Origin of the sequence: Halalkalibacterium halodurans, from assembly GCF_005671335.1 — a bacterium.
Lineage (GTDB): Bacteria > Bacillota > Bacilli > Bacillales > Bacillaceae_D > Halalkalibacterium > Halalkalibacterium halodurans.
Genome location: NZ_CP040441.1, coordinates 2917724 through 2943763, shown reverse-complemented (window position 1 = coordinate 2943763; position 26040 = coordinate 2917724). Strand labels below are relative to the sequence as shown.

32 protein-coding genes and 2 pseudogenes are annotated in these 26040 nt (G+C 43.2%); 30 read left to right on the top strand and 4 right to left on the bottom strand.

Annotated elements, in window-relative coordinates; translation table 11 throughout:
* Position 1 precedes the first annotated feature (1 nt).
* The 6 genes and pseudogenes from FED51_RS14260 (at position 2) to mntR (ending at position 5546) form a co-directional block, all read left to right on the top strand.
* Entirely contained in the window at positions 2-2560 is a 2559-nt protein-coding gene (locus tag FED51_RS14260; protein ID WP_053430710.1) for a vitamin B12-dependent ribonucleotide reductase, read from the top strand.
* A gap of 89 nt (positions 2561-2649) precedes the next feature.
* A pseudogene (locus FED51_RS21585) lies at positions 2650-2757 on the top strand (TnsA endonuclease N-terminal domain-containing protein); the annotation flags it as partial.
* Positions 2758-2776: 19 nt separating this feature from the next.
* Positions 2777-3370 carry a hypothetical protein gene (locus FED51_RS14250; RefSeq protein WP_138090635.1) on the top strand — a complete coding sequence of 198 codons (594 nt, stop codon included), beginning with the start codon at positions 2777-2779 and terminating at the stop codon, positions 3368-3370.
* Positions 3371-3690: 320 nt separating this feature from the next.
* Positions 3691-3846: pseudogene (locus FED51_RS14245) on the top strand (IS30 family transposase); the annotation flags it as partial.
* Positions 3847-3977: 131 nt separating this feature from the next.
* Positions 3978-5003: a spore photoproduct lyase gene (gene splB, locus FED51_RS14240; protein WP_041821700.1), complete on the top strand. Its 1026-nt coding sequence runs from the start codon at positions 3978-3980 to the stop codon at positions 5001-5003.
* Between the two features lie 123 nt (positions 5004-5126).
* Complete coding sequence (gene mntR / locus FED51_RS14235; protein ID WP_010898955.1) at positions 5127-5546, top strand: transcriptional regulator MntR; 420 nt, start codon at positions 5127-5129, stop codon at positions 5544-5546.
* 53 nt (positions 5547-5599) lie between these two features.
* On the opposite strand, the gene FED51_RS14230 is transcribed toward mntR, so the two are convergent.
* Positions 5600-6565: an alpha/beta hydrolase gene (locus tag FED51_RS14230; protein ID WP_053430713.1), complete on the bottom strand. Its 966-nt coding sequence runs from the start codon at positions 6563-6565 to the stop codon at positions 5600-5602.
* A gap of 304 nt (positions 6566-6869) precedes the next feature.
* Between FED51_RS14230 and FED51_RS14225 the strand changes: the two genes are divergently transcribed.
* Positions 6870-7760 (top strand): patatin-like phospholipase family protein, encoded by an 891-nt coding sequence (locus FED51_RS14225; RefSeq protein WP_010898953.1) that lies wholly within the window; start codon positions 6870-6872, stop codon positions 7758-7760.
* Between the two features lie 42 nt (positions 7761-7802).
* Here FED51_RS14225 and FED51_RS14220 read toward each other — a convergent pair whose 3' ends face one another.
* Together FED51_RS14220 and FED51_RS14215 are read right to left on the bottom strand one after the other, a co-directional pair.
* On the bottom strand, positions 7803-8213 hold the full coding sequence (locus FED51_RS14220) for an SA1362 family protein (RefSeq protein WP_010898952.1): 411 nt from the start codon (positions 8211-8213) through the stop codon (positions 7803-7805).
* 27 nt (positions 8214-8240) lie between these two features.
* Complete coding sequence (locus FED51_RS14215; RefSeq protein ID WP_010898951.1) at positions 8241-9218, bottom strand: DUF1385 domain-containing protein; 978 nt, start codon at positions 9216-9218, stop codon at positions 8241-8243.
* A 205-nt stretch (positions 9219-9423) separates the two neighbouring features.
* Between FED51_RS14215 and FED51_RS14210 the strand changes: the two genes are divergently transcribed.
* From FED51_RS14210 to FED51_RS14105, 22 genes are all read left to right on the top strand, one after another.
* Positions 9424-9903, top strand: a complete 480-nt coding sequence (locus FED51_RS14210) for a YqhR family membrane protein (RefSeq protein ID WP_053430714.1) — start codon at positions 9424-9426, stop codon at positions 9901-9903.
* 96 nt (positions 9904-9999) lie between these two features.
* The gene (aroQ, locus tag FED51_RS14205) at positions 10000-10437 is read left to right on the top strand and encodes a type II 3-dehydroquinate dehydratase (RefSeq protein WP_138090633.1); all 438 of its coding nucleotides are present in this window, start codon (positions 10000-10002) and stop codon (positions 10435-10437) included.
* Positions 10434-11501 (top strand): M24 family metallopeptidase, encoded by a 1068-nt coding sequence (locus tag FED51_RS14200; protein WP_010898948.1) that lies wholly within the window; start codon positions 10434-10436, stop codon positions 11499-11501. Before aroQ ends, FED51_RS14200 begins: the two co-directional genes overlap by 4 nt.
* A gap of 148 nt (positions 11502-11649) precedes the next feature.
* On the top strand, positions 11650-12207 hold the full coding sequence (efp, locus tag FED51_RS14195; protein ID WP_010898947.1) for an elongation factor P: 558 nt from the start codon (positions 11650-11652) through the stop codon (positions 12205-12207).
* Between the two features lie 386 nt (positions 12208-12593).
* Positions 12594-12875: a YqhV family protein gene (locus tag FED51_RS14190; protein ID WP_010898946.1), complete on the top strand. Its 282-nt coding sequence runs from the start codon at positions 12594-12596 to the stop codon at positions 12873-12875.
* 14 nt (positions 12876-12889) lie between these two features.
* Complete coding sequence (gene spoIIIAA / locus FED51_RS14185) at positions 12890-13819, top strand: stage III sporulation protein AA (protein ID WP_010898945.1); 930 nt, start codon at positions 12890-12892, stop codon at positions 13817-13819.
* A complete protein-coding gene (spoIIIAB, locus tag FED51_RS14180) occupies positions 13816-14328 on the top strand; it encodes a stage III sporulation protein SpoIIIAB (RefSeq protein WP_010898944.1) in 513 nt (170 codons plus the stop codon). Before spoIIIAA ends, spoIIIAB begins: the two co-directional genes overlap by 4 nt.
* Positions 14329-14362: 34 nt before the next feature.
* Positions 14363-14569, top strand: a complete 207-nt coding sequence (gene spoIIIAC, locus FED51_RS14175) for a stage III sporulation protein AC (RefSeq protein WP_010898943.1) — start codon at positions 14363-14365, stop codon at positions 14567-14569.
* A 20-nt stretch (positions 14570-14589) separates the two neighbouring features.
* A complete protein-coding gene (spoIIIAD, locus tag FED51_RS14170) occupies positions 14590-14982 on the top strand; it encodes a stage III sporulation protein AD (RefSeq protein WP_041820716.1) in 393 nt (130 codons plus the stop codon).
* 13 nt (positions 14983-14995) lie between these two features.
* A complete protein-coding gene (gene spoIIIAE / locus FED51_RS14165; protein ID WP_010898941.1) occupies positions 14996-16189 on the top strand; it encodes a stage III sporulation protein AE in 1194 nt (397 codons plus the stop codon).
* A gap of 27 nt (positions 16190-16216) precedes the next feature.
* On the top strand, positions 16217-16867 hold the full coding sequence (gene spoIIIAF, locus FED51_RS14160) for a stage III sporulation protein AF (protein ID WP_010898940.1): 651 nt from the start codon (positions 16217-16219) through the stop codon (positions 16865-16867).
* Positions 16857-17522 carry a stage III sporulation protein AG gene (gene spoIIIAG, locus FED51_RS14155; protein ID WP_053430715.1) on the top strand — a complete coding sequence of 222 codons (666 nt, stop codon included), beginning with the start codon at positions 16857-16859 and terminating at the stop codon, positions 17520-17522. The genes spoIIIAF and spoIIIAG overlap by 11 nt, the downstream gene beginning before the upstream one ends.
* A gap of 2 nt (positions 17523-17524) precedes the next feature.
* On the top strand, positions 17525-18160 hold the full coding sequence (locus tag FED51_RS14150; RefSeq protein WP_010898938.1) for a SpoIIIAH-like family protein: 636 nt from the start codon (positions 17525-17527) through the stop codon (positions 18158-18160).
* A gap of 490 nt (positions 18161-18650) precedes the next feature.
* Entirely contained in the window at positions 18651-19004 is a 354-nt protein-coding gene (locus FED51_RS14145; protein ID WP_010898937.1) for a hypothetical protein, read from the top strand.
* Positions 19005-19128: 124 nt separating this feature from the next.
* A complete protein-coding gene (gene accB, locus FED51_RS14140; RefSeq protein ID WP_010898936.1) occupies positions 19129-19638 on the top strand; it encodes an acetyl-CoA carboxylase biotin carboxyl carrier protein in 510 nt (169 codons plus the stop codon).
* 12 nt (positions 19639-19650) lie between these two features.
* Positions 19651-21009, top strand: coding sequence for an acetyl-CoA carboxylase biotin carboxylase subunit (gene accC, locus FED51_RS14135; RefSeq protein WP_010898935.1), 1359 nt, complete (start codon positions 19651-19653; stop codon positions 21007-21009).
* Between the two features lie 29 nt (positions 21010-21038).
* Complete coding sequence (locus FED51_RS14130) at positions 21039-21437, top strand: Asp23/Gls24 family envelope stress response protein (protein WP_010898934.1); 399 nt, start codon at positions 21039-21041, stop codon at positions 21435-21437.
* Positions 21438-21671: 234 nt separating this feature from the next.
* Positions 21672-22076 carry a transcription antitermination factor NusB gene (gene nusB / locus FED51_RS14125; protein ID WP_010898933.1) on the top strand — a complete coding sequence of 135 codons (405 nt, stop codon included), beginning with the start codon at positions 21672-21674 and terminating at the stop codon, positions 22074-22076.
* A 21-nt stretch (positions 22077-22097) separates the two neighbouring features.
* Positions 22098-22937 carry a bifunctional methylenetetrahydrofolate dehydrogenase/methenyltetrahydrofolate cyclohydrolase FolD gene (folD, locus tag FED51_RS14120; protein ID WP_053430716.1) on the top strand — a complete coding sequence of 280 codons (840 nt, stop codon included), beginning with the start codon at positions 22098-22100 and terminating at the stop codon, positions 22935-22937.
* A 12-nt stretch (positions 22938-22949) separates the two neighbouring features.
* Positions 22950-24326, top strand: a complete 1377-nt coding sequence (gene xseA / locus FED51_RS14115; RefSeq protein ID WP_053430717.1) for an exodeoxyribonuclease VII large subunit — start codon at positions 22950-22952, stop codon at positions 24324-24326.
* Positions 24313-24555 (top strand): exodeoxyribonuclease VII small subunit, encoded by a 243-nt coding sequence (xseB, locus tag FED51_RS14110; protein WP_010898930.1) that lies wholly within the window; start codon positions 24313-24315, stop codon positions 24553-24555. The genes xseA and xseB overlap by 14 nt, the downstream gene beginning before the upstream one ends.
* Positions 24552-25436, top strand: coding sequence for a polyprenyl synthetase family protein (locus tag FED51_RS14105; protein WP_010898929.1), 885 nt, complete (start codon positions 24552-24554; stop codon positions 25434-25436). Before xseB ends, FED51_RS14105 begins: the two co-directional genes overlap by 4 nt.
* Positions 25437-25527: 91 nt before the next feature.
* Here FED51_RS14105 and FED51_RS21580 read toward each other — a convergent pair whose 3' ends face one another.
* Positions 25528-25662, bottom strand: a complete 135-nt coding sequence (locus FED51_RS21580; RefSeq protein WP_276324543.1) for a hypothetical protein — start codon at positions 25660-25662, stop codon at positions 25528-25530.
* 146 nt (positions 25663-25808) lie between these two features.
* Between FED51_RS21580 and FED51_RS21160 the strand changes: the two genes are divergently transcribed.
* Positions 25809-25970 carry a hypothetical protein gene (locus FED51_RS21160; protein ID WP_153231708.1) on the top strand — a complete coding sequence of 54 codons (162 nt, stop codon included), beginning with the start codon at positions 25809-25811 and terminating at the stop codon, positions 25968-25970.
* Positions 25971-26040: the final 70 nt, after the last annotated feature.

Sequence of the window (26040 nt, the reverse complement as noted above, 5' to 3'; positions counted from 1 at the left end):
CATGACGACGATGACAGAGAGAATGACACTAAATATTGAACGACTAAACGAAGATATTGCCCATTTTGAACAAGTACACCCGATTACGAGTGATATGCATATGACTCGTAAAGGGGTTTCCCGCCTGGTGATGCTTGATCGGTATACGTTCAAAGATACAGAGAAGAAAACATTGAGAGAGGGCGATTTTGTCGTCCTTACAGTAAAGGATGATCCAAAGTTTCCTGCAAGAGGATATGGCTTCATTTTGGAACTGAATTGGGATGAGAATCGTGCCAAAGTCCTTGTGGACGAAGAATTTCATGGTGTATTAGATGATCCGGAGGAAGCGAGCACAGGCATTATCACACGTTCTCTTGATGTTATCGAAAAGCCGCTTGAGATTTTTTATGAGCAAATCGCGAAGCGGAATGCAACCGGTCTGGCTGCGGTAGAAACGACAGAAGAAAAACGTCAGCAATCGTTTGAAAGGTTTTATGAAGAGCTTGTTAATATGAATTTTGTTCCTGCTGGCCGCGTACTATACGGTGCTGGTGCAAAGACCGATGTGACCTACTTTAACTGCTACGTAATGCCGTTTGTAAAAGACTCTCGTGAAGGTATTTCAGAACATCGTAAACAGGTGATGGAGATCATGAGCCGCGGTGGCGGTGTCGGGACGAACGGTTCTACCCTTCGCCCGAGAAATACACTTGCACGTGGAGTGAACGGGAAATCATCTGGCTCAGTATCATGGTTAGATGATATTGCTAAGCTTACCCATCTTGTCGAGCAAGGGGGCTCAAGACGGGGAGCCCAAATGATCATGCTTGCCGATTGGCACCCGGATGTCCTTGAATTTATTATTTCAAAAATGCAAAATCCTCGGATCCTTCGTTATTTACTCGAGAATACGGACGATGATCAAATTCGTAAGCTCGTGAAGGACAAGCTTAAGTTTACACCGCTTAGCCAATTGGAAGAAGCGATGTACCAAGGAATCGTAAACTATAAGTCAATTCCAGGCATGGGAGGCTTTGACGCGAAAGTCATCAAGGAGGCGGAAGAAAAGCTTCGCATCGGTGGAACGTATACGGTAAACAACCCAGACTTTTTAACGGGGGCTAACATTTCCGTTTGCTTAACAAAAGAATTTATGGAAGCTGTAGATAACGACGACTGGTATGCTTTGCGCTTTCCAGATGTAGAAAACTACACGGAAGAGGAAATGGATATTTACAACCGTGAGTGGAGCAACGTTGGCGATGTTCGTGAATGGGAAGAGCGGGGATTTCCGGTGAAAACGTATCGGATGATTCGCGCGAAGGAGCTTTGGAACTTAATTAATATTTGTGCAACCTATAGTGCAGAACCAGGCATTTTCTTCATTGACAATGCTAATGATATGACCAATGCGAAAGCATACGGACAAAAAGTTGTGGCGACTAATCCGTGCGGAGAGCAGCCGCTTGCGCCTTACTCTGTATGTAACTTAGCGGCGATTAACCTAGCAGAAATGGCGAATAAACAAGAGAAAACAGTTGATTTTAAAAAGCTAAAGCAGACCGTGGAAGTAGGCGTTCGCATGCAGGATAATGTCATCGATGCAACCCCTTATTTCCTCGAAGAAAACACGAAACAAGCGAAAGGGGAGCGCCGTGTCGGTCTAGGTGTAATGGGGCTTCATGATTTGTTGATTTATACAGAAACCGTGTATGGCTCAGAGGAAGGCAACAAGCTTGTCGATCAAATTTTCGAAACAATTGCTACTACAGCCTATCGGACAAGCATCGAGCTAGCGAAGGAAAAAGGAAGTTTTCCATTTTTAGTCGGCCAAACGGACGAGGAAACCAAACAATTACGTCAACGTTTCATTGAGACCGGCTATATGAAAAAAATGCCTGAGGATATTCGCCAAGGTGTATTGGAATATGGTATTCGTAACTCCCATTTATTGACGGTTGCGCCGACAGGATCTACAGGAACAATGGTCGGAGTATCGACAGGGCTTGAACCTTATTTTTCCTTTTCTTATTTCCGTAGTGGTCGACTTGGCAAATTTATTGAAGTTAAGGCTGAGATCGTCCAAGAATATTTGCGGGCCCATCCTGAAGCCGATGAAAATCACTTGCCTGAATGGTTCATTTCAACGATGGAACTTGCGCCAGAAGCCCATGCGGATGTCCAATGTATCATCCAACGCTGGGTAGATAGTTCCCTCTCGAAAACAGTGAATGCGCCGAGAGGCTATACGGTTGAGCAGGTTCAAGCGGTATATGAACGACTTTACCGCGGCGGAGCTAAAGGTGGAACGGTCTATGTAGATGGAAGCCGTGACGCTCAAGTACTTTCGTTAAAAGCGGAAGAGAATACGCTGGATGAGGATGTACTAGCAGAAACCGAGCAAAGCGAGAAAAAAATCGTTCTTGTCGACACGATTCAAGATGTGCGAACAACCGATGTCACGATCGGCTCTGAAGTTGGAGATACGTGTCCTGTCTGCAGAGAAGGGACAGTAGAAGACCTCGGCGGATGTAATACGTGTACAAATTGCGGTGCGCAATTAAAATGCGGTTTATAGAAAGAGCGGGTCTCCGCTCTTTTTTGCTTTGAAATAAAGTTGCGAAGAAATACCTCTTTGGATAATATTGTCTAAAGGGGTGTTTTTTTATGTCTAAAAGAACAAGAACCTCTAAAATCGACAAATGGATTAAAGAAGGTCGTGGATCTGGAAGTGGCTCAGATTATAAACCGTGGTTGAATATTCAAGATGTCTCTTTAAAAAAAGGAGTTTTTAATGTTTAAGTATATCTCGGTAACTATTTTATTCCTATTTGTTTTAACAGCATGCCAAACAGATATCGAAAATAAGAAGTTAGGCCAAACCTCAAGTACAAACAATGTATCAGCGGAAGCAGAAGAACCGATGAGCGAATCAAAGGAACAAAAAATAGTATCATTAGAGGACAAGTTATTTCCACCCAAATTTTCTATTACACATTTTGAAATGACGTATTTAAAAGATAAGAATCAACTTTTATTTAATATGAATTATGAATTTGACTCGGAGATATATGATATATTAACAGATGGTAATCAAGATATTCATTTTATTCTTGAATATCCTGAAAGCATAATAGATATACTGAACCAATCACATAGTGATGTGCTCATTGCTGAAAAACCGTCAGATTATAATACAAAGTATCAAGTTACATTTATTGAAGAAATAGAGCTGACAGAAGCTGAACTAGCAAAGATTGAAGATAATATCTCTGGTTTTAATTTATTAATAGCAGATAGTGAAAAGGATATCATTGCTCAATTTATTGATCTATACGGTTATAATCAATATGACGCTGAAAAATCAAATAACACATACCTTGATTAAACCGCAAGAAAGATTTTTATAAAGTGAAGGTTTCAAATTCTAAGATTAATGTCAATGTGTTACATTCGATAACTAGGAAAGTAACCACGGTTCGTAAGTAAATTAACGTTGCAAAAGTGTAATTTATAATAGTAATCAGCTCTTCTGGGTGCTGCACCCCAAAAGTTATAGTAGAAAATCTATCTTTTGGGGTGTTTTTATATGACGAATTGTAATATTAAGTGCGACACCTAAAAATAAACACAAAAAGCCCATGATCCTTCGCGTAAAATGAAGTTACCACACAACCCTTACACGGAGGTTTATCATGAGCTACTCCCACTAGAGGACGTTTTAACATTGGTACTTCGATTGATCAGAGTTCAAAAGAAGTAAAGAAAAGAACAACATTTGGTCACTGGGAGCTTGATACAATGGTTTCAGAGCGAAAAACACGGATGTATCTTGCAGTAAAAATGGACAATCGCAGTTCTTCATACGGGTTTGTGGGATATTTTATTTCAAAGCTACACTCTTTTTTGCTGGCTAACGGTTCTAACATTATGTGGATATGTGAAAAAGGGGTGTGACGTGCACACTAAGTAAAAAAGGATGTGCACGAATGAAGATGGAGCCATTTCTACCACAGCTCGTCTATTATGAGCCAAGGGCACTTGAGTATGAGCTCGGACGAACCCTCGTGGAAAAATTTAAACACATGGATGTCGAGCTTAGGGAAACGACTTCCCACAACCAAGTGCGAAACATCCCCGGAAAAAATGAACTACAACAATACCGGAATGCAAAATCAACCCTTGTGATCGGGGTAAGAAAAACCCTGACGTTCGATACGTCGAAGCCGTCTGCTGAGTATGCGATCCCTCTGGCTACAGGGTGTATGGGGCATTGCCATTACTGTTATTTGCAGACAACGTTAGGTAGTAAGCCGTATATCCGCACATACGTGAATTTAGAGGAGATCTTTGCAGCAGCGGATCAATACATCCACGAGCGGGAGCCTGAGATTACTCGGTTTGAAGCGGCTTGTACTTCAGATATCGTCGGCATTGACCACCTAACCCACTCGTTAAAAAAGACGATTGAGCACATAGGACAAACAGAATATGGTCGTTTGCGCTTTGTCACGAAGTATCATCATGTCAATCATTTACTTGATGCCAACCATAATGGGAAAACGAGGTTCCGTTTTAGCGTGAATGCAGATTATGTTGTGCGTCATTTCGAGCCAGGGACATCCAGTCTTTCAGAACGGCTGGAAGCGGCGAAAAAGGTGGCAGAGGCTGGCTATCCTCTTGGTTTTATCGTTGCTCCGATTATTTTACATGACGGTTGGCAGAGGGGGTACCGAGAGCTGTTTGAACGATTAGAGGCAACGCTGCCAAGAAGCTGCCGTAACGATTTAACATTTGAATTGATCCAACATCGCTTCACGAAGCCGGCAAAGCGCGTCATTATGAAGCGATATCCGAAAACGAAGTTACAAATGGAAGAAGAAGAACGAAAATACAAATGGGGTCGCTATGGCATTGGCAAATATGTATATAAGGACGAGGAAGCTGAGGCATTAAAAGAGGCGATAGAAGGCTATATCCATCAAATGTTCCCCCAAGCGACCATCGAATACTTTACGTAAGATGATTGTTCTATTTGGTTATCTATAGTAAAATTATATTGTTGCAATAATTTCTCGAGTGTAGCAAAGCAAAGGATTTTAGAAGACAGAGTGTAGCTGTTGTTTGAAATTGGAGGGGACCACATGCCAACGCCAAGCATGGAAGATTATTTGGAACGAATTTATTTACTAATTGAAGAAAAAGGGTATGCTCGTGTATCCGATATTGCCGAGGCATTGGAGGTGCACCCTTCATCTGTTACAAAAATGGTTCAGAAGCTGGATAAAAGCGATTATTTAGTTTATGAACGCTATCGAGGCCTAATTTTAACGGCAAAAGGAAAGAAAATTGGCAAACGACTCGTGTATCGCCATGATTTGTTGGAAGACTTTCTAAAAATGATTGGTGTCGACAGTGACCATATATACGAAGATGTGGAAGGAATCGAGCATCATCTTAGCTGGGATGCCATTGATCGGATCGGTGATCTTGTCCAGTATTTTCAAGAAGATCCATCCAGGTTGAATGACTTGCGGGAAGTTCAGAAAAAAAACGAAGAATAGCTGCTGAGTTGAACTCAGCAGCTTTTTCTGTAAGCAAAGGAAGTAGAGCATGTTTACATAGGCCCGCAAGACTCTGAAAACGCTTCCTTTAACTTGTCGCACATGAGATGCCAAGCGTGTTCTGCTACCGCTAGGTCACCGGCATGAGTAAACCCATGGGGCATTCCTTTATAGTCCTTGTATGTCACCTTCACACCAGCTTGTTTTAATCTTTCCGCATATTGCTCCCCCTCGGCCGCAAGCGAATCACGCTCAGCAGTAATCACTAGCGCATCTGGCAATCCTTGAAGCGACTCAGCAAAAAGAGGAGACGCTAATGGGTTGCGGGCATCTTCTTCAGTCTCTACATAAGAAGCATTAAATAGCCTTGCCATCTTTACTGGGATCGCTTCCTTGAATGATGGCTTCAGAGCTGGGTCTGTATGTAAGTCAAGCGGTGCATAGTCGATTATTTGGTAGATGATTGGAAGTTCATTTCCTCGTTCTAAATTTAACAGACAGACAGCCGTAGCTAAGTTACCTCCAGCACTATGACCGCCAATGGCTACTTTCTGAGGGGTGATGGAGAATTGCTCAGGATGGTCGACAAGCCATTTGACCACCTCATAACATTCATAAACAGCAGTTGGAAATTTATGCTGTGGTGCGAGCCTGTAATCAATATTGACCACTACACAATTGGCACGATCAGCTATGACCCTACACCAAACGTCATCCATCTCCGCATTTCCCATGACGAAACCGCCACCGTGCATGTTTACATATACTGGTATTGAGCTATTTAATGTTTTATCAGGGCGGTAGATGAGCACGCGAGTTCCACCATACGAGGTAGGGAGAATTTTTTCTTCTCGTTGGACAAAAGGGATGGTGCTCGGTTCGAGTGCATTGCTTCTGTCACGGTCGATTCGGTCCCGCCATTTTTGGGTAAATGTTTGAAGTATTCGTGAGTGATAAGGGTAAAATAAGAGACCGAGAATACGTTCTTGAAACTTTTGGGCAATTGTCTGACGGTCCATCGTAATCACTCCTTTCTTACTAAGTAAAGCATTTAGAGAGTTTTCAATAGTAGTAATTGAAATGAATGTATATGAAAGCTTTTAATGATGTCAAGGGAATCGTTCACGACTACTATGCATTGGCTCATATCAGAATTCTACTTTAACATAAGGTTAAACATGATATCGGGTTTTGAAACGTTTTGGCTATCAATGGTTGATGAAGGGAGTTGAGAAAAGGCCGAGCTACTCTATTGTTTACACTGTATTTTTTGAAAGTGCTGTCGTCCTCTGTCATATGATGATAGGGGAGGGGGCGTGAACGATGAATGTGGATGGTGTTTTTGCTGGTGGTGGCGTTAAAGCATTCGCTTTTATCGGTGCATTGCAAGTCTTAGAGGAGAATGGGTTTTCATTTACCCGGGTGGCAGGAACGAGTGCAGGGGCGATTTTCGCTTCCCTCGTATGCTCAGGTTATCGAAGTGACGAGCTTTTTTCCATTATGGAACAGCTAGACGGAAAAATGTTTAAAGACGGCGGAAAAGTCATGCCTTTCCCGTTTGCAAAATGGTTGCGCCTTTATTTTAAGCTCGGCATGTACAAAGGGGACCAACTAGAAAAGTGGTTAATTCAAGTACTAGGCCATAAAGGAGTATCAACGTTCGCCGATTTACCGAAGGGGGCTTTGAAAATTGTCGCTTCTGATATTTCCCGTGGGAGGTTGATCGTTCTCCCCGACGATTTAAAGGATTATGGTCTTATCCCTGAACGTTTCTCTGTGGCGCGTGCTGTGAGGATGAGCTGTGGAATTCCATACTTTTTTCAGCCGGTGAAGTTGTACAATCGTAAGCGGAGAGGTGAGCGTTCTTATGTTGTGGATGGTGGAATTTTAAGTAACTTCCCGATTTGGTTGTTTCACAATCGGAAAAAACAGCCGTTAAAGCGACCTGTCATTGGCTTTCAACTAACACCAGGGCTTGAAGAAATGGCGCCCCATTTAATCAACAATGCGGTGGATTTGTATCAATCATTGTTCGATACGATGATTCGGGCTCATGATCTTCGCTATATTGCCAAGGATCATGCGAAGAACATTGTCTTTATTCCTGTCCAATCCGTCAAAGCAACTGACTTCGATTTGGACGAAGCTCAAAAGAAGGCCCTAGTCCAATTAGGTAGAGAAGAAACATTGCAATTTTTGTCAACATGGTCATGAAGAAAGGAGGCGATCCCCGTAGGATTTAGCCTCCTTTAACGGTTAAAAAAGGGCCCGGTTTTTCTTTTTGCTTTTCTTACCTTCGATGACGGTGAGGTGCGGATTCTCATCCCGGCGCTTTAGAGCAGGGGATTTCTTTCTTTTGGTTGAGGATGGGGTCCGGTCAGAAAACATTCCGAAGGACTTACCCTCTTTTTGTTTTTGCACCGTGCTTGTTCGTTTCGCTTTGCGAATTTGTGCGGCCGTTGGGCGGTTAGCCCCCTGGCCTTTTACGGGGCTACCATACCGCCTTGATACGATCCAACGAAAGACGAAATAGATGATGGCCGCAATGACGGCAACCATGATGAGTTGACGCAAGAGCCCTAATGGATTCGTAAATAACATCGTGACAAACCCAACAATCGCTAACCCTATAACGAGAAGTACGAGGGGATGGAACGTACGATGCAAGGCTAATCACCTCCAACCGTAAATTAACTAACTTGATTCTAATGCGTTCATTGCTTGCCTGTCGGACGATGGGGCAGACAGGCTTGCTTCATACGATTGTTCTCGTTTCAGCATCTCTTCAAACGAATGAATCGCAACTTCAACCTGGTCATCCTTCGGCTCCTTTGTTGTTAACAATTGAAGCCAGAGCCCAGGGTAGCCAAGGAAACGGAGAACAGGAACGTGGCGAACTTTATTCGTTAATTGCAATACTTCATATGAGGTACCTAATACAACGGGAAGCAATGCGAGTCGATGAATGACCCGTTCCCATAAGTTATCGAATGGGACGAGCAAGTAAACAAAAACACCGACGATCACGGTAAAGAGAATAAAGCTACTTCCACAGCGATAATGCAAGCGTGATTGCTGTTGCACATTTTCAACTGTTAACGGCAGGCCCCGCTCATACGCATTGATCACTTTATGCTCGGCCCCATGGTATTGGAAAACTTTTCGAATGAGCGGAGTAAAGGAGATAGCATAAATATATGTGAGCAATAAAATGAGTTTAAACAGGCCTTCAAGCAAGTTTTGCGCAACATGACCAGGGAAAAGAAAACTTAACGTTTCTGCGAGAAATACTGGAACGAGTGTGAAAATGAATTTCCCGAAAAGAAACGATAAAATTCCAATCGCAGCGACTCCAAAAATCATGGCGAGTTTAGATTTTTTCTCTTCAGGGACAATTTGATCATCCTCTTTTGGATCGACTTCATAGCGATCTGTCGAGAAGTTTAAATGCTTTGTCCCGTAGCTACTTGCTTCCAAAATCCCAACAACCCCACGGATGAACGGAATTTTTTTTAGTGATTGTATCCAAGGTTTCGTTTCTTTCTTTACTTCTAAATAATCATATGATCCATCGATGCGTCGGATGGTCGTTAACGTCGTATGTTTCCCACCAAACATGACGCCTTCAATAACGGCTTGACCACCGTACGCTGGCTTTTCCTGTTGTGCCATATGTGTCACCAACCTATCTGCAGCAAATCATTTGCTTCGAAAAATATATTCCCTCTTTTATTTTACATCAAACACACAAAAACCTCTATGTTAGGGAATAAAAAGGATGGATGACTATTTATAGACTAAACAAAAAAATGCCCTTTTATTCCAAACGAGTGGAGTGATTCCCTCTTGGATATACTACGAACGGGAGGTGCTTCCTATGAGTGAAGAGCGATTGGAGCAAAGCAAACGAGAGCAACAAATGACGTACGGAACGAAGGTAGTGATCATCGGCTTTGTAGGCGGAGTTTTTTGGTCCCTGCTCGGATACTTGGCATTTTACTTTAACTTCGTACGAATCGGTCCAGCATTAATCTTAATGCCTTGGGCGTTAGGTGACTGGAAGGAGACGTACATCGGTCAGCTTATTGGGGTAATTGCGATTGGACTCCTATCCATTGCTGTTGCTTTTTTGTATCGGGCGATTTTAGCAAAAGTTCTTTCTATATGGGCAGGAGTAGGGTTTGGGCTCATTCTTTGGTTGATTGTTTTTTACGTGCTCAATCCGATTTTTCCAGGTTTAAAAACGGTCCAGCATTTAGATTTCAATACGATTATTACGACATTATGCCTTTATGCTCTTTACGGTGCTTTTATCGGATTCTCCATCTCTTATGAATATGCAGAGCAGCAACAATAAGTTGTGGGCATTTCTTCCCTTTCGCCAACTTTTCCCTCCTATGGTACAATGACTCTATATGTCTGTGATGATACGTAGAAAAAGGAGGGCAAAAGAGTGGAGACGATTATGGTCATTAATGGACCGAACTTAAATCGTTTAGGGAAGCGAGAGCCTGACATTTACGGCCGTGAAACCTTGTCAGATTTGCATGAACGCCTTATCAAGTTTGCAGAAGCACGAGGGTATAAGGCTGACTGTCGGCAATCCAATCATGAAGGTGACATCATTGATTGGATTCATGAGGCTGAAGGGCGGTCAAGTGGAGTTATTCTTAATCCAGGTGCGTTTACCCATTATAGCTATGCTATTCGTGATGCAATTGTGAGCATATCAGTTCCTGTCATAGAAGTTCACTTATCCAATGTCCATGCGCGGGAGTCGTTTCGTCATACATCTGTCACAGCTCCAGTGACAAAAGGACAAATTGTTGGCTTAGGGGTTATCGGCTATGAATTGGCAATGCTTGCTCTATTGGAGGGGGAAAAAAAATGAATCGTTTAGAGCGTATTCGTGCAGCTATTCATGAACATGATTTTGACGGTCTTTTAATTATGAGTCCGTATAATCGACGATATGTCACCGAATTTACGGGGACGGCCGGTGCGGCGATCGTAACGGGAGGAGCGGCCATTTTCATTACCGACTTCCGCTACGTGGAGCAGGCTGAGGAACAAGCACGAGGGTTTGATATTGTAAAACATACGGGAACTATTTTTGAAGAAATAGCTAACCAAGCGAAGAAGCTCGGTATTCAAAAGCTAGGATTTGAAAAAAGTCATGTCACATTTGAAACATACGAGCTGCTCAATAAACTTGTAGATAGCGAACTAGTTCCGGTTGCTGGACTTGTTGAAAACATTCGTTTGATTAAAGATGAAACGGAGCTTCAGATAATGCAGGAGGCTGCGAATATTGCTGACGCTGCATTTGCCCATATTACATCATACATACGAGCGGGAGTAACAGAACGTGAAGTAGCGAATGAGCTTGAATTTTTTATGCGAAAACAAGGAGCGGAGAGTTCATCGTTCGACATTATCGTCGCATCTGGTTATCGCTCTGCATTGCCCCATGGTGTTGCTAGTGACAAGGTCATCGAGAAAGGGGAGCTTGTTACCTTGGATTTCGGTGCTTACTATAAAGGATATTGCTCCGATATTACTCGGACTGTGGCCGTCGGTGACATTAACGATGAATTGCGAAAAATCTACGATACGGTTCTTGAAGCCCAATTAAAAGGGATGGAAGGTATCAAGCCAGGAATAACAGGGAAAGAAGCTGATGCCCTAACGAGAGATCACATTACAGCCAAGGGATATGGTGAATATTTCGGTCATTCGACCGGACACGGGCTAGGATTAGAAGTTCATGAAGGGCCGGGACTATCGATGAAATCAAAGGCCGTGTTGAAGCCGGGAATGGTCGTAACAGTTGAACCGGGTATTTATATCTCGGGTGTAGGCGGCACACGAATTGAAGATGATACGGTGATTACAGAGTCAGGGAACCGTTCGCTCACAAAGTCGCCGAAAGAACTATTGTTCGTAGGAGAGTGATCACTTTTTTCTTAAGAACGCGAGAGGTTAGGAAAATCACTCACAAGTTTTCTTATAAGCGATTGCAATTTTTCATCAACAGATGAGAAAAGCTGTGGTATAGTAGCATATGGGTAAATGCTTATAACCGAAGATGGAGGAATAACGTATGATTTCTGTTAACGATTTTAAAACGGGTTTAACGATTGAAGTGGATAATGGAATTTGGCAAGTGATGGAGTTTCAACACGTAAAGCCTGGAAAAGGTGCAGCTTTTGTTCGTTCCAAACTTCGTAATTTACGCACTGGTGCGGTACAAGAAAAAACGTTTCGTGCCGGTGAAAAAGTTTCAAAAGCTCATATTGAAAACCGTCGTATGCAATATTTATATGCAAGCGGTGATGTTCATACATTCATGGATAATGAAACTTTTGAACAATTAGAACTGTCGACTGCGCAGATTGAGCATGAATTAAAGTTCTTAAAAGAAAACATGGAAGTGCACGTAATTAGCTACCAAGGGGAAACACTTGGCGTTGAAGTACCAAATACCGTGGAATTAACGGTTACGGAAACAGAGCCTGGTATTAAAGGTGATACAGCTTCTGGTGGTACAAAGCCTGCGACCCTTGAAACAGGACTAACCGTTCAAGTTCCGTTTTTCGTAAATGAAGGGGATGTGCTAGTCATCGATACACGTAGCGGTGATTATGTCTCTCGTGCATAAAAAATAGGGTAAAAAAACCGGTCCATTGAGAAAATGACCGGTTTTTTACTTTCAGAATTCAACTTTTGTAAAGGAGTAAAGGTCAACGCTTTTGCAGTAGGATGTGACGACAAGCCAAAGTTTTTTAAATATAAAGTGGAGGCTGGCACGTCCTTTTAAGCAGTCTTAGTAATTAACCATCCGAACGTAGCACTCCATAGAGGGTCATTGTTTATGAGAGATGGAACGCTTTTTCTCTGTTTTTACTACGAAATATCGTTCGTTCAAGGTTAGGAGTCATTCCTAGCCTTTTTCTTATGATCTGGACAATAAAAAGGTTGTCATCAACTTGTCCAGTGGATCATAGAGTTTACAAGAACGAGCGTACAAGTTCGAGGTGACAGTCTGTGAAATCATGGCTTTTTGTGTTTGAAACAGCTTTATTAGTGATGGTCGGCCTGAGAATCATATCAGGTCTCATTGAATTAACGGCAGCGGGGTTAATGTTAAAGCTTAACAGTGTAGAAAAAGCGGTTGCTATTAACGCCATGCTTGCCATTGTTGGGCCGGTCATTTTTCTTTCTTCCATCACGATCGGTTTGCTAAGTATGGCGGACCGTATGTCACCGACGCGGTTGTTGTTTATCGGTACGGGCGTTTGCTTGATTTTAATCGGCATTCGAAAGTAAAGGGGCGAATCAAGGTGCAAGAGATTTTCGCTGTGTTGCCAGAAACCATACGTCAACTGTTAAAGAAGCTACCACCGTCCATCCAAAAAGATGTGGAAGAAATTCGCATTCGTGTGCACCGTCCATTGGAAGTGATTGTAAACCATCTCCCTCATTATCCAGAACATCAGGGGTGTGAATATGTTGTAACGACAAAAGATGCGCAATTTTTATTAAATCAATTAAGTGCTTATTCGATTTATGCATTTGAAGAGGAACTGAAGCGTGGCTTTATTACAATGGCTGGCGGTCATCGTGTCGGACTTGCTGGTAAGGTCACGCTAGAAAAAGGATATGTCAAAACAGTTCGTGACATAAGTTCCTTCAACATTCGTGTTGCGAAGCAAAAAATTGGTACTGCAGAGCCGCTCATTTCCCACGTTTATCAAAAAGGATGGTTGAATACGTTGCTTATTGGCCCACCTCAGTCAGGAAAAACAACATTGTTACGAGACCTTGCACGGCTTGTCAGTGTCGGATGGTCACGCAAAGGCATTCCACCATTAAAGGTGGGGATCGTCGATGAGCGTTCAGAGATAGCAGCAGCTGTCAAAGGAGTTCCACAACATGAACTTGGTATGCGCGTAGACGTTTTGGATGGCTGCCCGAAAGCAGAAGGGATGATGATGATGATCCGTTCGATGAGTCCCGATGTGCTCATCGTGGATGAAATTGGCCGAAAAGAAGATTGTGTTGCCATTCAAGAAGCCCTACATGCAGGAGTGAAGGTGATGACAACTGCCCATGGATATGAGCTAGAAGAGGTCAGTAAACGACCAGCGATCCGAGAGCTCCTCGAGATTGAAGCATTTGATCGTTGCATTGAATTAGAAAGGCGAGCTAAGCCTGGAGTCGTTCGCAGGATTCGCAATGCTAAAGCGAAAGATGTAGGTTATGTCAGTTGAAGCTTCTCGGTGCAATTTTCATATTAATGGCAACGACATGGGCAGGGTTTGAATTGGCAAGGCGCCTTCATGAAAGGCCTCGTCAATTACGGCAACTGAAGGTCGCTTTACAATCGTTAGAAGCAGAAATGGTCTACGGATTAACACCGTTGGCAGAAGCAACAGGACATATTGCAGCACAAATGCCGAAGCCTGTCTCTTATTTATTCGAGCACTTTTCCTACAGGCTTAAGGAAAAGGAAGAAACGGTTTATGATGCATGGGAAGCAGCGATCAATGAGACGTGGAAGTACACTGCTTTGCTAGCGAGTGAACGAGAGGTCATTCTTCAATTCGGTGCCACTCTTGGACAGCATGATCGTGAGCAACAACAAAAGCAAGTGCGCCTAACCCTCGCCCATTTGGAGAGGGAAGAAGGAGAGGCGAGGGATAAGCAATACCGCTATGAACGGATGATGAAAAGTCTCGGGGTGCTCGCAGGATTGCTCATCATTTTAATGATGCTGTAACAGAAGGCATGCCTGTGTAAGGAGGGGAATGTTCGTGGCTTATGACGTAAATACCATTTTCCAAATTGCTGGTATTGGTATTGTAGTTGCCATGATTCATACAGTGTTAAAGCAAATGGGAAAAGAGGATTGGGCCCATTGGGTGACCTTGATTGGGTTTGTCGTCGTCCTTTATATGGTTGCGACGATTGTAGATGATCTCTTTCAAAAAATTCGAGGCGTCTTTCTATTTCAAGGTTAAAGGGGGGAGTTGCGATTGACATCATACAAATTGTGGGCGTAGGTTTAATCGCAACCTTCCTTGCCCTCGTTGTAAAAGAGCAAAAGCCAATGATCGCTTTTCTTCTTGTCGTTTTTGTCGGTGCTTTTATCTTCTTATTTTTAATTGATCATATTGGACGAGTCATTGCCTTGTTGGAGCAAATTGCGAAGGACGCTAACATCAACATGATGTACGTTCAGACGTTGCTAAAAATTATCGGCATTGCGTACATTGCTGAGTTTGGCGCACAAATTGCAAAGGACGCAGGACAAGCTGCTATCGCTTCCAAAATTGAGCTTGCCGGAAAAGTTATGATCTTGGTGATGGCGATTCCGATTTTAACCGCAGTCATTGAAATGATCCTTTCGTTATTACCATCGGCGGGAACTTAAGGAGGTGAGGGTCATGAAGCGAAGGACGAAACATTTTTGGGCGATGACTGCCATTCTAATCTTCTTTATCTTCACCATTCCCAATGCCGCCTCTGGAGCCGATGAGCTTGATTCATTGAATGACTCCTTTATTGAAAGGCAAATAGAAAGCTTAGAAATTGAGGAGATCCAACAATTTTGGCATGAAATTGCGACTGAATATGGCGGATTTTTACCAGAAAGCCAAAAAGGATCATTGATGGAGTTTCTACGAGGGGACAAGCAATTCCGCATAGATGAATGGGGAATGGGACTTGTAAAATACTTGCTTCATGAATTGCTTGTAAACGGCAAGCTGCTCGGGTCGATCATCTTGCTTTCTGTTTTTTCGGTGATGCTCCAGTCATTACAAAACGCATTTGAACAAAAGACGATTAGCAAAGTGGCGTATGCCATTACGTATATGGTCTTGATGCTTATTGCGTTAAATAGCTTTCACGTGGCAATGGATTATACGAAAGAAGCCATATCCAGCATGGTCCATTTTATGGTGGCCCTTTTACCGCTTCTTCTTGCCCTGATGGCGGCAATCGGAAATATTACCTCTGCGGCTTTGTTTCATCCGTTGATTGTATTTATGGTTAATACGAGTGGAATGGTCATTCACCATTTTGTCTTACCTTTGCTGTTTATCTCTACGGTTTTAAGCATTGTGAGCACGATGACCGATCACTATAAAGTAACGAAATTGGCTAACTTTTTACGCACGATCGCAGTCGGAGTTCTTGGTGTCTTTTTAACGGTGTTTTTAGGGATTATCTCCGTTCAAGGGGCAACAACTGCCGTGACAGATGGCATTACGGTTCGAACGGCCAAATACATTGCCGGCAACTTTGTCCCTGTTGTTGGCCGGATGTTTACAGATGCTGCCGATACGGTCATGAGTGCGTCGCTTCTTTTAAAAAATACCGTCGGTGTTGCTGGGCTGGCAATCCTGCTTATGCTCTGTGCTTTTCCAGCAATTAAAGTTCTGTCTCTAGCGGTGATTTTTCATATTTCAGCCGCTATCTTACAGCCGTTAGGTGCAGGTCCGATAACGGACTGTTTATCGATTATCGGAAAGGCGATTATTTTCATTTTTGCTTCTCTGGCCGTCGTTTGTTTAATGTTTTTTCTCGCGATTACGATAATGATTGTGGCCGGTAATGCATCGGTGATGATTCGATAATGAATCTTACAAAGGGGAGGAACCGACGTGGGTTTTCTAACCGACTGGTTAACGAATTTAATCTTACTCATTTTGCTAGCAACGATTTTGGAACTGCTACTTCCAAACTCTATGTTCCAACGATATGTGCGCATGGTCGTCGGTTTGCTGTTGCTAGTTGTGATGCTACAACCGGTCTTAGCGATTGTAACGGAAGATTTAGACACTTGGTTTGCAGAGCTTTCCTTAGCGACGAGCACATCAGAACTTTCCGTAGAATCGGACTGGAATTCAAAAAAAGATGATATAGAATCCGACATGCGTGCATATATTTCTGAACAGATGGCTGTCCAATTAAAAAGACAAGTGGAGGAGGAGTTCCGTGAAACGTATGGTGTTCAAATTCAATCAGTGGATGTTGTTATCGAACCTACCGCTTATGAATCGGGGTTTCATCCCGATCAAGTTCAATCGGTTACCGTTTTATTAACAGAGGAGGCCGATGATGAATCCGTTAGCATCGAAGTCGTTTCCCCGGTTCAGATCGATCTGGCATCAAAGACCGAAGACATTCAGTCAGTGTCAACGGAGGATCGAATGAATCAGAAGTACATTCATTATCTTGCCGAAGTATGGCAAATCCCTGAGGAAATGATTTCGTTGGTATGGGAAGGAGGGGAGCAAGGGAATGGGTCATGATGAACAACAAGATCGCCAGTGGTTGAAAAAATTATTTCATAAAAAAGGGGCAGAAAAGGGGAAGTTCTCTTTTCAATATGTGATCGTCATTCTTTGTATAGGGTTAATGCTCATGATTGTTGGTAATTTGCTGTCACCTAATGATGATCAAGGAGACACAGCACCTGTTTTTCAAGAAGATGATACCGATCGCCAAGAAGATCAGGAGACATTCGGTCAGCGCTCCTCCAGTCAGTCTAGTGAAATGGAGCAATATGAAATTCAGTACGAAAATCAGCTCAAAGAGAGCTTGGAGCAAATTGTAGGAATTTCAGATGTAACGGTCATGATTAACCTTGCAGAGACGGAACGAATGGTTTATGAGAAAAATTCGAGCACGAAGCAACAAAAGACCGATGAGACCGATCGCGAAGGGGGAACACGGAAGGTGGATGATGTATCGCGAGACGAGGAGGTCGTGATCGTCAGAGAAGGGGATCAAGAGAAGCCTCTTCTTGTACAAAAGGAAAAACCGCAAGTCCGCGGGGTATTGATTGTAGCGGAAGGCGTTGAAAATGCCCAAGTCAAAGGGATGGTCGTTGAAGCGGTCAGTCGAGTGTTGGATGTTCCAGCTCATCGGGTGTCTGTTATGCCTAAGAAATCGAAGGAGGAATAGTAATGGTGTTGAAAAAACAAACGGTGTGGTTGTTAACAATGCTTAGCTTAATTGTCGTTCTTTCTGCTTACTACATGATGTCCCCTGGAGGCGAAGATGTTGCATTTGTCTCGGATGAGGAGCTAAACGATATGCAGGAAGAAATGGAAAGGCAGCTAGAGGAGATGGACATCGATCTGGATGCTGAAGGTGAAGGCGAAGAGGTGACGGTAGAAGAGGACGAGGAGATGGGAGCAGAGGCTGAGACAGATTCAGACGTTGGCTCGATTTCAAATGTGGCAAGCAATGAAGTGTTTGCGACGATTCGTAACCAAATGATCGCCTCTCGTGAAGAAATGGCTGAAAACTACACGAACATTATGGGCTCTCCAGATGCTACCGCTGAAATGAAGAGCGAGGCGTTCACAAAGAGTCAAGAACTGCAACGGCTTTCCCAGCAAGAAGCTACATTGGAAACGTTGATCAAAGCACAAGGGTACGATGATGTGCTCGTTCTTGCCGAAGAAGAGCAAGTACGTATCATCGTGCAAGCTGAAGAACTTACAGCTGAGCAAGCCAACGAAATTATGGTGATGGCGAGCAAACAGCTAGGTTCCGATCGTCTTGTAACGGTAGGACATCATAATGATTCTAAGTAATGGTTACAAAAGGGGGGGCGTACTAACGTCTCCCTTTTTTCACTTATAAGAAAGAGTAAATTTTTTGTAAAGAATTAAAAGTATAAAAAAAGCAAACGATTAGGCGCCCAACCAGCTTTCCTAAAGAAAGAATAACTAGAGAGGTTTAGTCAAAGCCTCAAACATAAAGCGATTTCCCGAGAACATCCTACGATCAGTCACGTAGGTTCACCGATTTCTTGCTCTCTGTTGTTTGGCCCCAGTTTTTAGCGAGTGCATTGCGTTTTGCTCGTTTGACGTAAAAAGATCAATTGACAACAAGGAGGAAAACGTGAGTTGCTGGCAAATGTTATATGTATAAGAGGGGCGCCCTCCTAGCTTCTGCCTTTTGAGCTCAATCAAAAAGGAAGAATACGCATAAAAATACGAGATGTTCGAAGCGAGGATGCATTCCGTTTTTCATCATGGTATAATAGGTCAGCGTAATTCCTATAGCTAAGGAGAGATTGACATGGAATGGTCTGAACTAACCGAAGGTGCAAAAGCCGTATTGGAACAAACCCGAAATTTAAAAAACGACCATATTCAAATTGTTGAGTTTGAGGTAGGCTTTCAACATGAGTATGAAACAGAAGGTGGGACTTACACCGTATCCATTCAAGAGGAAGATTATCAAAGCTTAAAAAGGTATACACTTGAAAATGAGTATGGTGAAAAGTACCATATGGCACGAAATAAAAATATTGTGAAAATTATTCTTTTGGAAAACGGAAAAATTCCTGATAATTTATCAGAGTTCCCTGTGTTCCGCCAATACAAATTTGACGCCATCACGAAAGAAGAAGGCGAGGAGCAAGAAGAATAAACGTTTGGTGAATCACTTGGTAAGAAAGCGCTTTCTTTATTGTGGATATGCTATAATGAATCATGTGATCATTTAGTTTACAACGTATTACGTTGGCTAACGAGAAATGGAGGAGAGCTGATTAATGTTAAAAGTACAAGAAATTCGCGAGTTGATCCGTGCGGTTGATCAATCCGATTTAGACGAGTTTAAGCTTGAGCAAGAAGGATTAAAGCTCGTATTGAAAAAATCTCAGGGAGAGACTGTTGCTTACCAACAGCCTGTTCAGAGCGCTCCAGTTCCAGCCCCTGTTGTTCAGGCCGTTCAAGAGCCACCTAAGGGACAAGCCGTTCAAGCAGCCCCTGCTTCAGAGCCTGTGAAGGAAGAGGCTGAAACGAAAGCAACTGACAACTTACATAAAATTACGTCTCCGATGGTAGGGACTTTCTATGTTGCACCATCGCCAGATTCTGATCCGTATGTAAAGGTCGGTGATAATGTTAGCGAAAATACTGTTGTTTGTATCGTGGAAGCAATGAAATTAATGAACGAAATTGAAGCGGAAGTGAAAGGGAAGATCGTCGAAGTTTTAGCGGAGAACGGCGAATTAGTGGAATACGGTCAACCTCTATTTGTAGTAGAGCCGCAAAAGTAGGGAGAGATTTGGATGATAAAGAAACTGCTAGTTGCCAATCGCGGGGAAATTGCCGTTCGAATTATTCGCGCTTGTCGCGAGTTAGGAATTGAAACCGTGGCTGTTTTTTCAGAAGCTGATCGCGATGCCCTTCACGTACGAATGGCGGATGAAGCTTATTGCATTGGACCGACGCCATCTGCAAAAAGCTATTTAAACTTCACGAATATCATGAGTGTGGCGACTTTAACTGAAGTGGATGCGATTCACCCTGGATATGGATTTTTAGCAGAGAACGCCGATTTTGCTGAAATATGTGGGGAATGCAACATTACTTTTGTAGGTCCTAGTGCGGATGCGATTAGCAAAATGGGAACGAAAGACGTGGCAAGAGAAACAATGAAACGTGCCGGCGTTCCAATCGTCCCAGGCTCAGAAGGAATCATCGAGAGTGTGGAAGACGGCTTAGCAGTAGCGGAACAAATCGGTTATCCAGTCATCATTAAAGCTACAGCAGGCGGTGGGGGTAAGGGAATTCGCGTTGCTCGTAATGAAGAGGAATTGCGAAAAGGTATTAACATTACCCAACAAGAAGCCGCAACAGCGTTCGGGAATCCTGGTGTCTACCTTGAAAAATACATTGAAGATTTCCGTCATGTTGAAATTCAAGTGCTTGCCGACAACCACGGTCACGTAATTCATCTAGGGGAACGGGACTGCTCGATTCAGCGAAGATTGCAAAAGCTATTAGAGGAAACACCGTCTCCTGCAATTACAGAGAAGAAGCGTAAGGAGATGGGGGAAGCCGCTGTTGCTGCAGCGAAAGCCGTCAACTATTCGGGGGCAGGAACCGTTGAGTTTATTTATGACCATAATAATGGTGATTTCTACTTTATGGAAATGAACACGAGAATCCAAGTTGAGCATCCAGTGACAGAAATGGTGACGGGAATTGACTTGATTAAAGAGCAAATCAAAGTAGCTTCAGGGAAGCCGTTGTCCTACAAACAAGAAGACGTTACATTTAATGGTTGGTCGATAGAGTGTCGGATTAACGCAGAAAGCCCAGAGAAAAATTTTATGCCATCTCCAGGTAAATTAAAAAGTTACTTAGCACCTGGTGGACTAGGAGTTCGGGTCGATTCTGCTGCATACCCAGGCTATACAATTCCTCCTTTTTACGATTCCATGATTGCTAAGGTGATCACACACGGAGCGACAAGGGACGAGGCGATTGCAAAAATGAAGCGAGCACTTGCAGAGTTTGAGGTAGAGGGAATTGAGACGACCATTCCGTTTCACTTGCGCTTGCTAAACCATGAAACGTTTGTATCTGGAGATTTCAACACGAAATTTTTAGAGATTTATAACATCATGGAGGAGAGCAAATAGTAAGGTCCATTCCAATGGAGGTGTAAAGGATGAACGAGAACCATCTGTTAGACCTAGAAGAGCAAAAAACAGATTTAGGCAGGGTGGAAATTTCACCAGAGGTCATTGAAGTAATCGCTGGGATTGCAGCCTCAGAAGTTGAAGGGGTCGCCACCATGAGGGGCAATTTTGCAGCAGGAGTGGCAGAGAAATTAGGTTATAAAAATCATGGCAAAGGTGTAAAGGTTGATTTGAATGACGAGGGGATTATCGTTGATGTTTCCGTCATTATTCTTTACGGAGTATCCGTTCCAGAAGTGGCGAAGAAAATTCAACAAAACATCAAACAAGCTTTGCAAACTATGACTGCCATTGAGCTACAATCCATAAACGTTCATATTGTCGGCGTGCATTTTGAAGCAGTCGATGGAGAAGAAGAAACTAAATAATGGCTCAAAAAGCGGCTCAATTTTGGGTCGCTTTTTTGCACTCATCAAACAGGATTCAGCAATCAGTTAAACGTTGATAGATAAACAAAGGGTCAAAAATATTCAGAAAACGAAAGTTGTTCCGACTCTTTTCTGCAATTGTTCTGTTTTTACGAAAAATGTTATGCTATGATCAAACATATTAATGGGGAAACTTAACCTATCTTTAAGTTTTCAATTAGAAGGAGTATGAGCATGAATCGACGTTTATCACGACTTCGAGCTGTACAAGCTCTTTATCAAATGGATGTTATCGACACATCAATGGAAAAAGCCATTGAAAGTGTTCTCGACGAAGGGGAAGAGGCAAGTTCGTTCATGAGCGACCTTGTTAGCGGAACCGTTACCCACCAAGAGGAGTTGGACCGGCTATATGCAGATCACCTTCAAGGCTGGACCGTGGACCGGATCGGCAATGTAGATCGAGCGATTCTTCGCATGGCTTTATATGAACTATATTACGTGGACGATATTCCTAAAAATGTCTCTTTTAATGAAGCAATTGAGCTCGCAAAAGCCTTTGGCGGGGAAGATGCTGGTCGATTTATAAATGGTGTTCTATCAAAAACAATGGAAGCCTATAAACCAAAAGACAAATAATTTTTAAAGGGAGTGGAGACGATGAGTGCAGTATTATTAGATGGAAAAGCATTAGCAGCAAAAAAGCGTGACGAATTAAAATCAGAGGTAACCAAGTTAAAAGAACGTGGAATCACCCCAGGCTTAGCTGTGATTCTTGTTGGTAATGATCCTGCATCCACAGTATATGTTCGCTCAAAACAAAAAGCGTGTGAGCAAATTGGAATTTATTCTGTATTAAAAGAGCTTCCAGCATCCACTTCGGAAGAGGAGCTGTTAACAGAAATTGACCGTTTGAACAACGATCCTACGATCCATGGTATCCTCGTGCAACTGCCATTGCCAGAACAAATTTCGGAACAGGCGGTTATTGAACGGATTTCTCCTGCCAAAGACGTGGACGGGTTCCATCCGATCAGTGTAGGGCGAATGATGATCGGTGAAGACACGTTCCTTCCTTGTACGCCTTTTGGTGTGCTTGTCATGCTGCAAGAAGCAAATGTGGAGATTGCCGGAAAGCACGTTGTTGTCGTTGGACGGAGCAATATCGTTGGTAAACCAGTCGGACAATTAATGTTAAATGAACATGCTACCGTTACATATTGTCATTCGCGTACAAAATATTTAACTGAGATCACAAAACAGGCTGACATTCTAATTGTTGCGGTTGGGAGAGCTCGTTTTATTGACGCAAGTCACGTCAAAGAAGGCGCTGTTGTGATCGATGTCGGCATTAACCGTGTCGATGGAAAGCTTTGCGGAGATGTGGACTTTGAAAGTGTTCGAGAGGTAGCGTCCCATCTTACCCCTGTTCCTGGAGGCGTCGGACCAATGACGATCACGATGCTATTAGCCAATACGATTCAAGCAGCGAAAGAATAGGGCGTGTGTGAAATGGCAGGTCAGCAGCCAATCTTGACGGTTTCAGAAGTGACACGACATTTGAAGCGAACCATTGAAGATGACCCGTTATTGCAAGACGTTTGGATGCGAGGAGAGATCTCTAACTTTAAGCATCATAGTAGAGGGCATATGTACTTCACACTAAAGGATGAGCATGCTAAAATGTCTGCTGTGATGTTTGCAGGTAATAATCGTTTTTTAAATTTCAAACCTGAAAATGGAATGAAGGTCATTGTTCGCGGAGAAGTGAACGTGTATGAACCGTTTGGTCAATATCAACTTTATGCGCTTGAAATGCAGCCGGATGGGATCGGAAACTTATATCTTGCCTATGAACAACTAAAAGAACGACTTGAACAAGAAGGACTGTTTAAGGAAGAAAACAAAAAGCCATTGCCTCCTGTTGCAAGACAAATTGCGATCGTAACATCGCCAACAGGAGCAGCGATTCGTGACATCGCCTCAACCATTAAACGGCGTTTTCCTATCGCTCAATTGACGCTTCTCCCTGTACTCGTGCAAGGGGAGGAAGCACCTCATTCGATCGCAAAAGCGATTAGGCAAGCCAATGAGGTAGGTGGATTCGATCTTCTCATTGTTGGTCGAGGTGGGGGTTCGATTGAAGAATTATGGGCATTTAATGAAGAGCTTGTTGCCCGAGCGATTTATCAGTCGGTCATTCCGATCATTTCAGCTGTCGGTCATGAAACAGATTATACAATCGCTGACTTTGTCGCCGATGTACGAGCAGCTACACCGACAGGAGCCGCTGAGCTAGCCGTTCCAGACTTGAAAGAGCTCATCTCTCGTGTCAACCAATATACCCAAAGGCTAAAACGTGCCCAGCATGAACTACTCAAAAGGCAAAAAGAACACCTTCAACGCCTGCAAAAATCGTATGCCTTTCGTTATCCAGCACAATTGGTTAAACAAAAGGAATTAGAGCTTGATCAACAGCTTGAGCGATTGACGAAGCATCAACGGCGAATGGTTAGCGATGCTAAGGATCGACTGAGTCAGCTTGAATACCGCTTAAAACGAATCCATCCAGAAGGGCGCCTCAGGCAAGCGGAGCAAGCAAGAGTAAAGCTAGAAGTTTTATTGAAGAAAGAATTCCAACAAATGATGGAGCGGAAAGAGCAGCAATTCCAACAAGCCATTTCTAGTTTGAACCTCCTCAGTCCACTGCGAGTCATGGAGAGGGGTTACGCGTTACCATATAAAGCGAAAACTCAAGAGCTGATAAAATCGGTGAAGCAAGTAAGGATGAATGACCGCTTGCACCTTCGGGTTACTGATGGGCAGCTCATCTGTGATGTGAAAGAAATAGAGAGCGAAAGCGGGGGAGAAGGATATGATCAAAAATGAACAACCGCCACTCAGTTTTGAAGAGGCGATGGAGCAGCTTGAAGAAGTGGTAGAACAGCTTGAACAAGGGGACGTGCCGCTAGAGGAAGCCATTTCGATGTTCCAAAAAGGGATGAACCTCTCGAAGGTTTGTCATGAAAAGCTGGCAACTGTAGAGAAGCAGATGGATCAGATATTGAAAGAAGATGGGAATTTTGAGGAAACAGTATTGCAGGAGGAACAAGAGTGAGTGTACAACTGTTACAATTTTTAGATGAAATTAAAGACATCATCGAAGAGCGGATGCCTGCACATATTGAACGACTAAATTCTCCTGACATGCTGAAAAATTCTATGCTTTACTCCTTGAAGGCAGGAGGAAAACGAATTCGACCAGCGCTGCTATTGGCAACGATGAAAAGTTTTCAAAAGGATATTTCACAGGGGATTGACCTTGCCTGTGCGATTGAGATGATTCATACGTACTCGCTCATTCATGATGACCTCCCATCGATGGATGATGATGATATTCGCCGGGGAAAACCGACGAACCATAAAGTGTTCGGAGAAGCTCATGCCATTCTTGCAGGGGATGCATTATTAACGTACAGCTTTGAGATTGTGGCCAAAATGAAAGGTGTTGACCCGGCCAAAACACTCTGCTTGATAGAAGAGCTTGCAAGGGCTGCTGGACCAGAAGGAATGGTAGGCGGACAAGTAGCTGATATCGAAGGAGAAAATCAAAAACTAACGGTCGAGGGACTTGAATATATCCACCATCATAAAACAGGGGCGCTTCTCTCGTTCGCCATTGTTGCAGGGGCAAGGCTTGCGGATGCATCTGAACAAGATATTGAGAACATACGTAGATTTTCAAGAGAATTAGGCTTACTCTTTCAAATAAAAGATGATATTTTAGATGTTGAAGGGGATCAAGCTGCCATTGGTAAACCAGTTGGAAGCGATGATGGAAATCAAAAAAGCACCTATCCAAGCCTATTAACCCTCGAAGGGGCAAAAGAGAAGCTTCACTTGCATACTTTGCTGGCAAAGGAATATTTATATAGTGTTCAAATGAACCATCGCTTATTAGAGGAATTAACGGATTATGTCGTGAATCGTAACCATTAGTTGCTGATCAAAGAAGGGAATTAATGTAATTGAGCTTCGATTGATTTCATGGTATAATGTCTTTTAGAATAAGAGTGGTGCAGTATTCTAGTCAATCCTCCATTCTTGAAGGCGGGGCTAAAAATCCGCCAAAGGGCACATCGATGAAGCTCCTTGTGATGGCTTGAGGCGCCCAGCCTTGGGTCATTGCTGGGAGAAAAGGTAGTAGGGCGATCCACAAAGGCATGTGGGCGATGACCCTCCTACTGTGGAGGCCTTTTTCTCTGCTGCTTATGTATGGACATAGGGCAAGAGCAAAGGGTATGAACCTGCGAAGGCAAGCTAGGGAGCTTGTCAGCAGCGTAGCCTGCCTTGAGTGGAGTAGAGGGGATTATGGGTTTTGAAGCAATCCGCTGTCGGCCAACAGCCATTGCCTCTCTAGTACCATATGAAATCTGCTCTGCAAAAGAGGATAAGAGAATGGCAAGGGATTGCCGAGGAAAACTCCTAGACTGTTCCATGGGGACATTTAAAGAGGATTACAGTGTGGACTAAGTGGTAATCCAGTCTGGCGTTTGGTGACAGCGCCAAGTTCAACATAAAGGGAAACCGCCAGCGCGGCGAC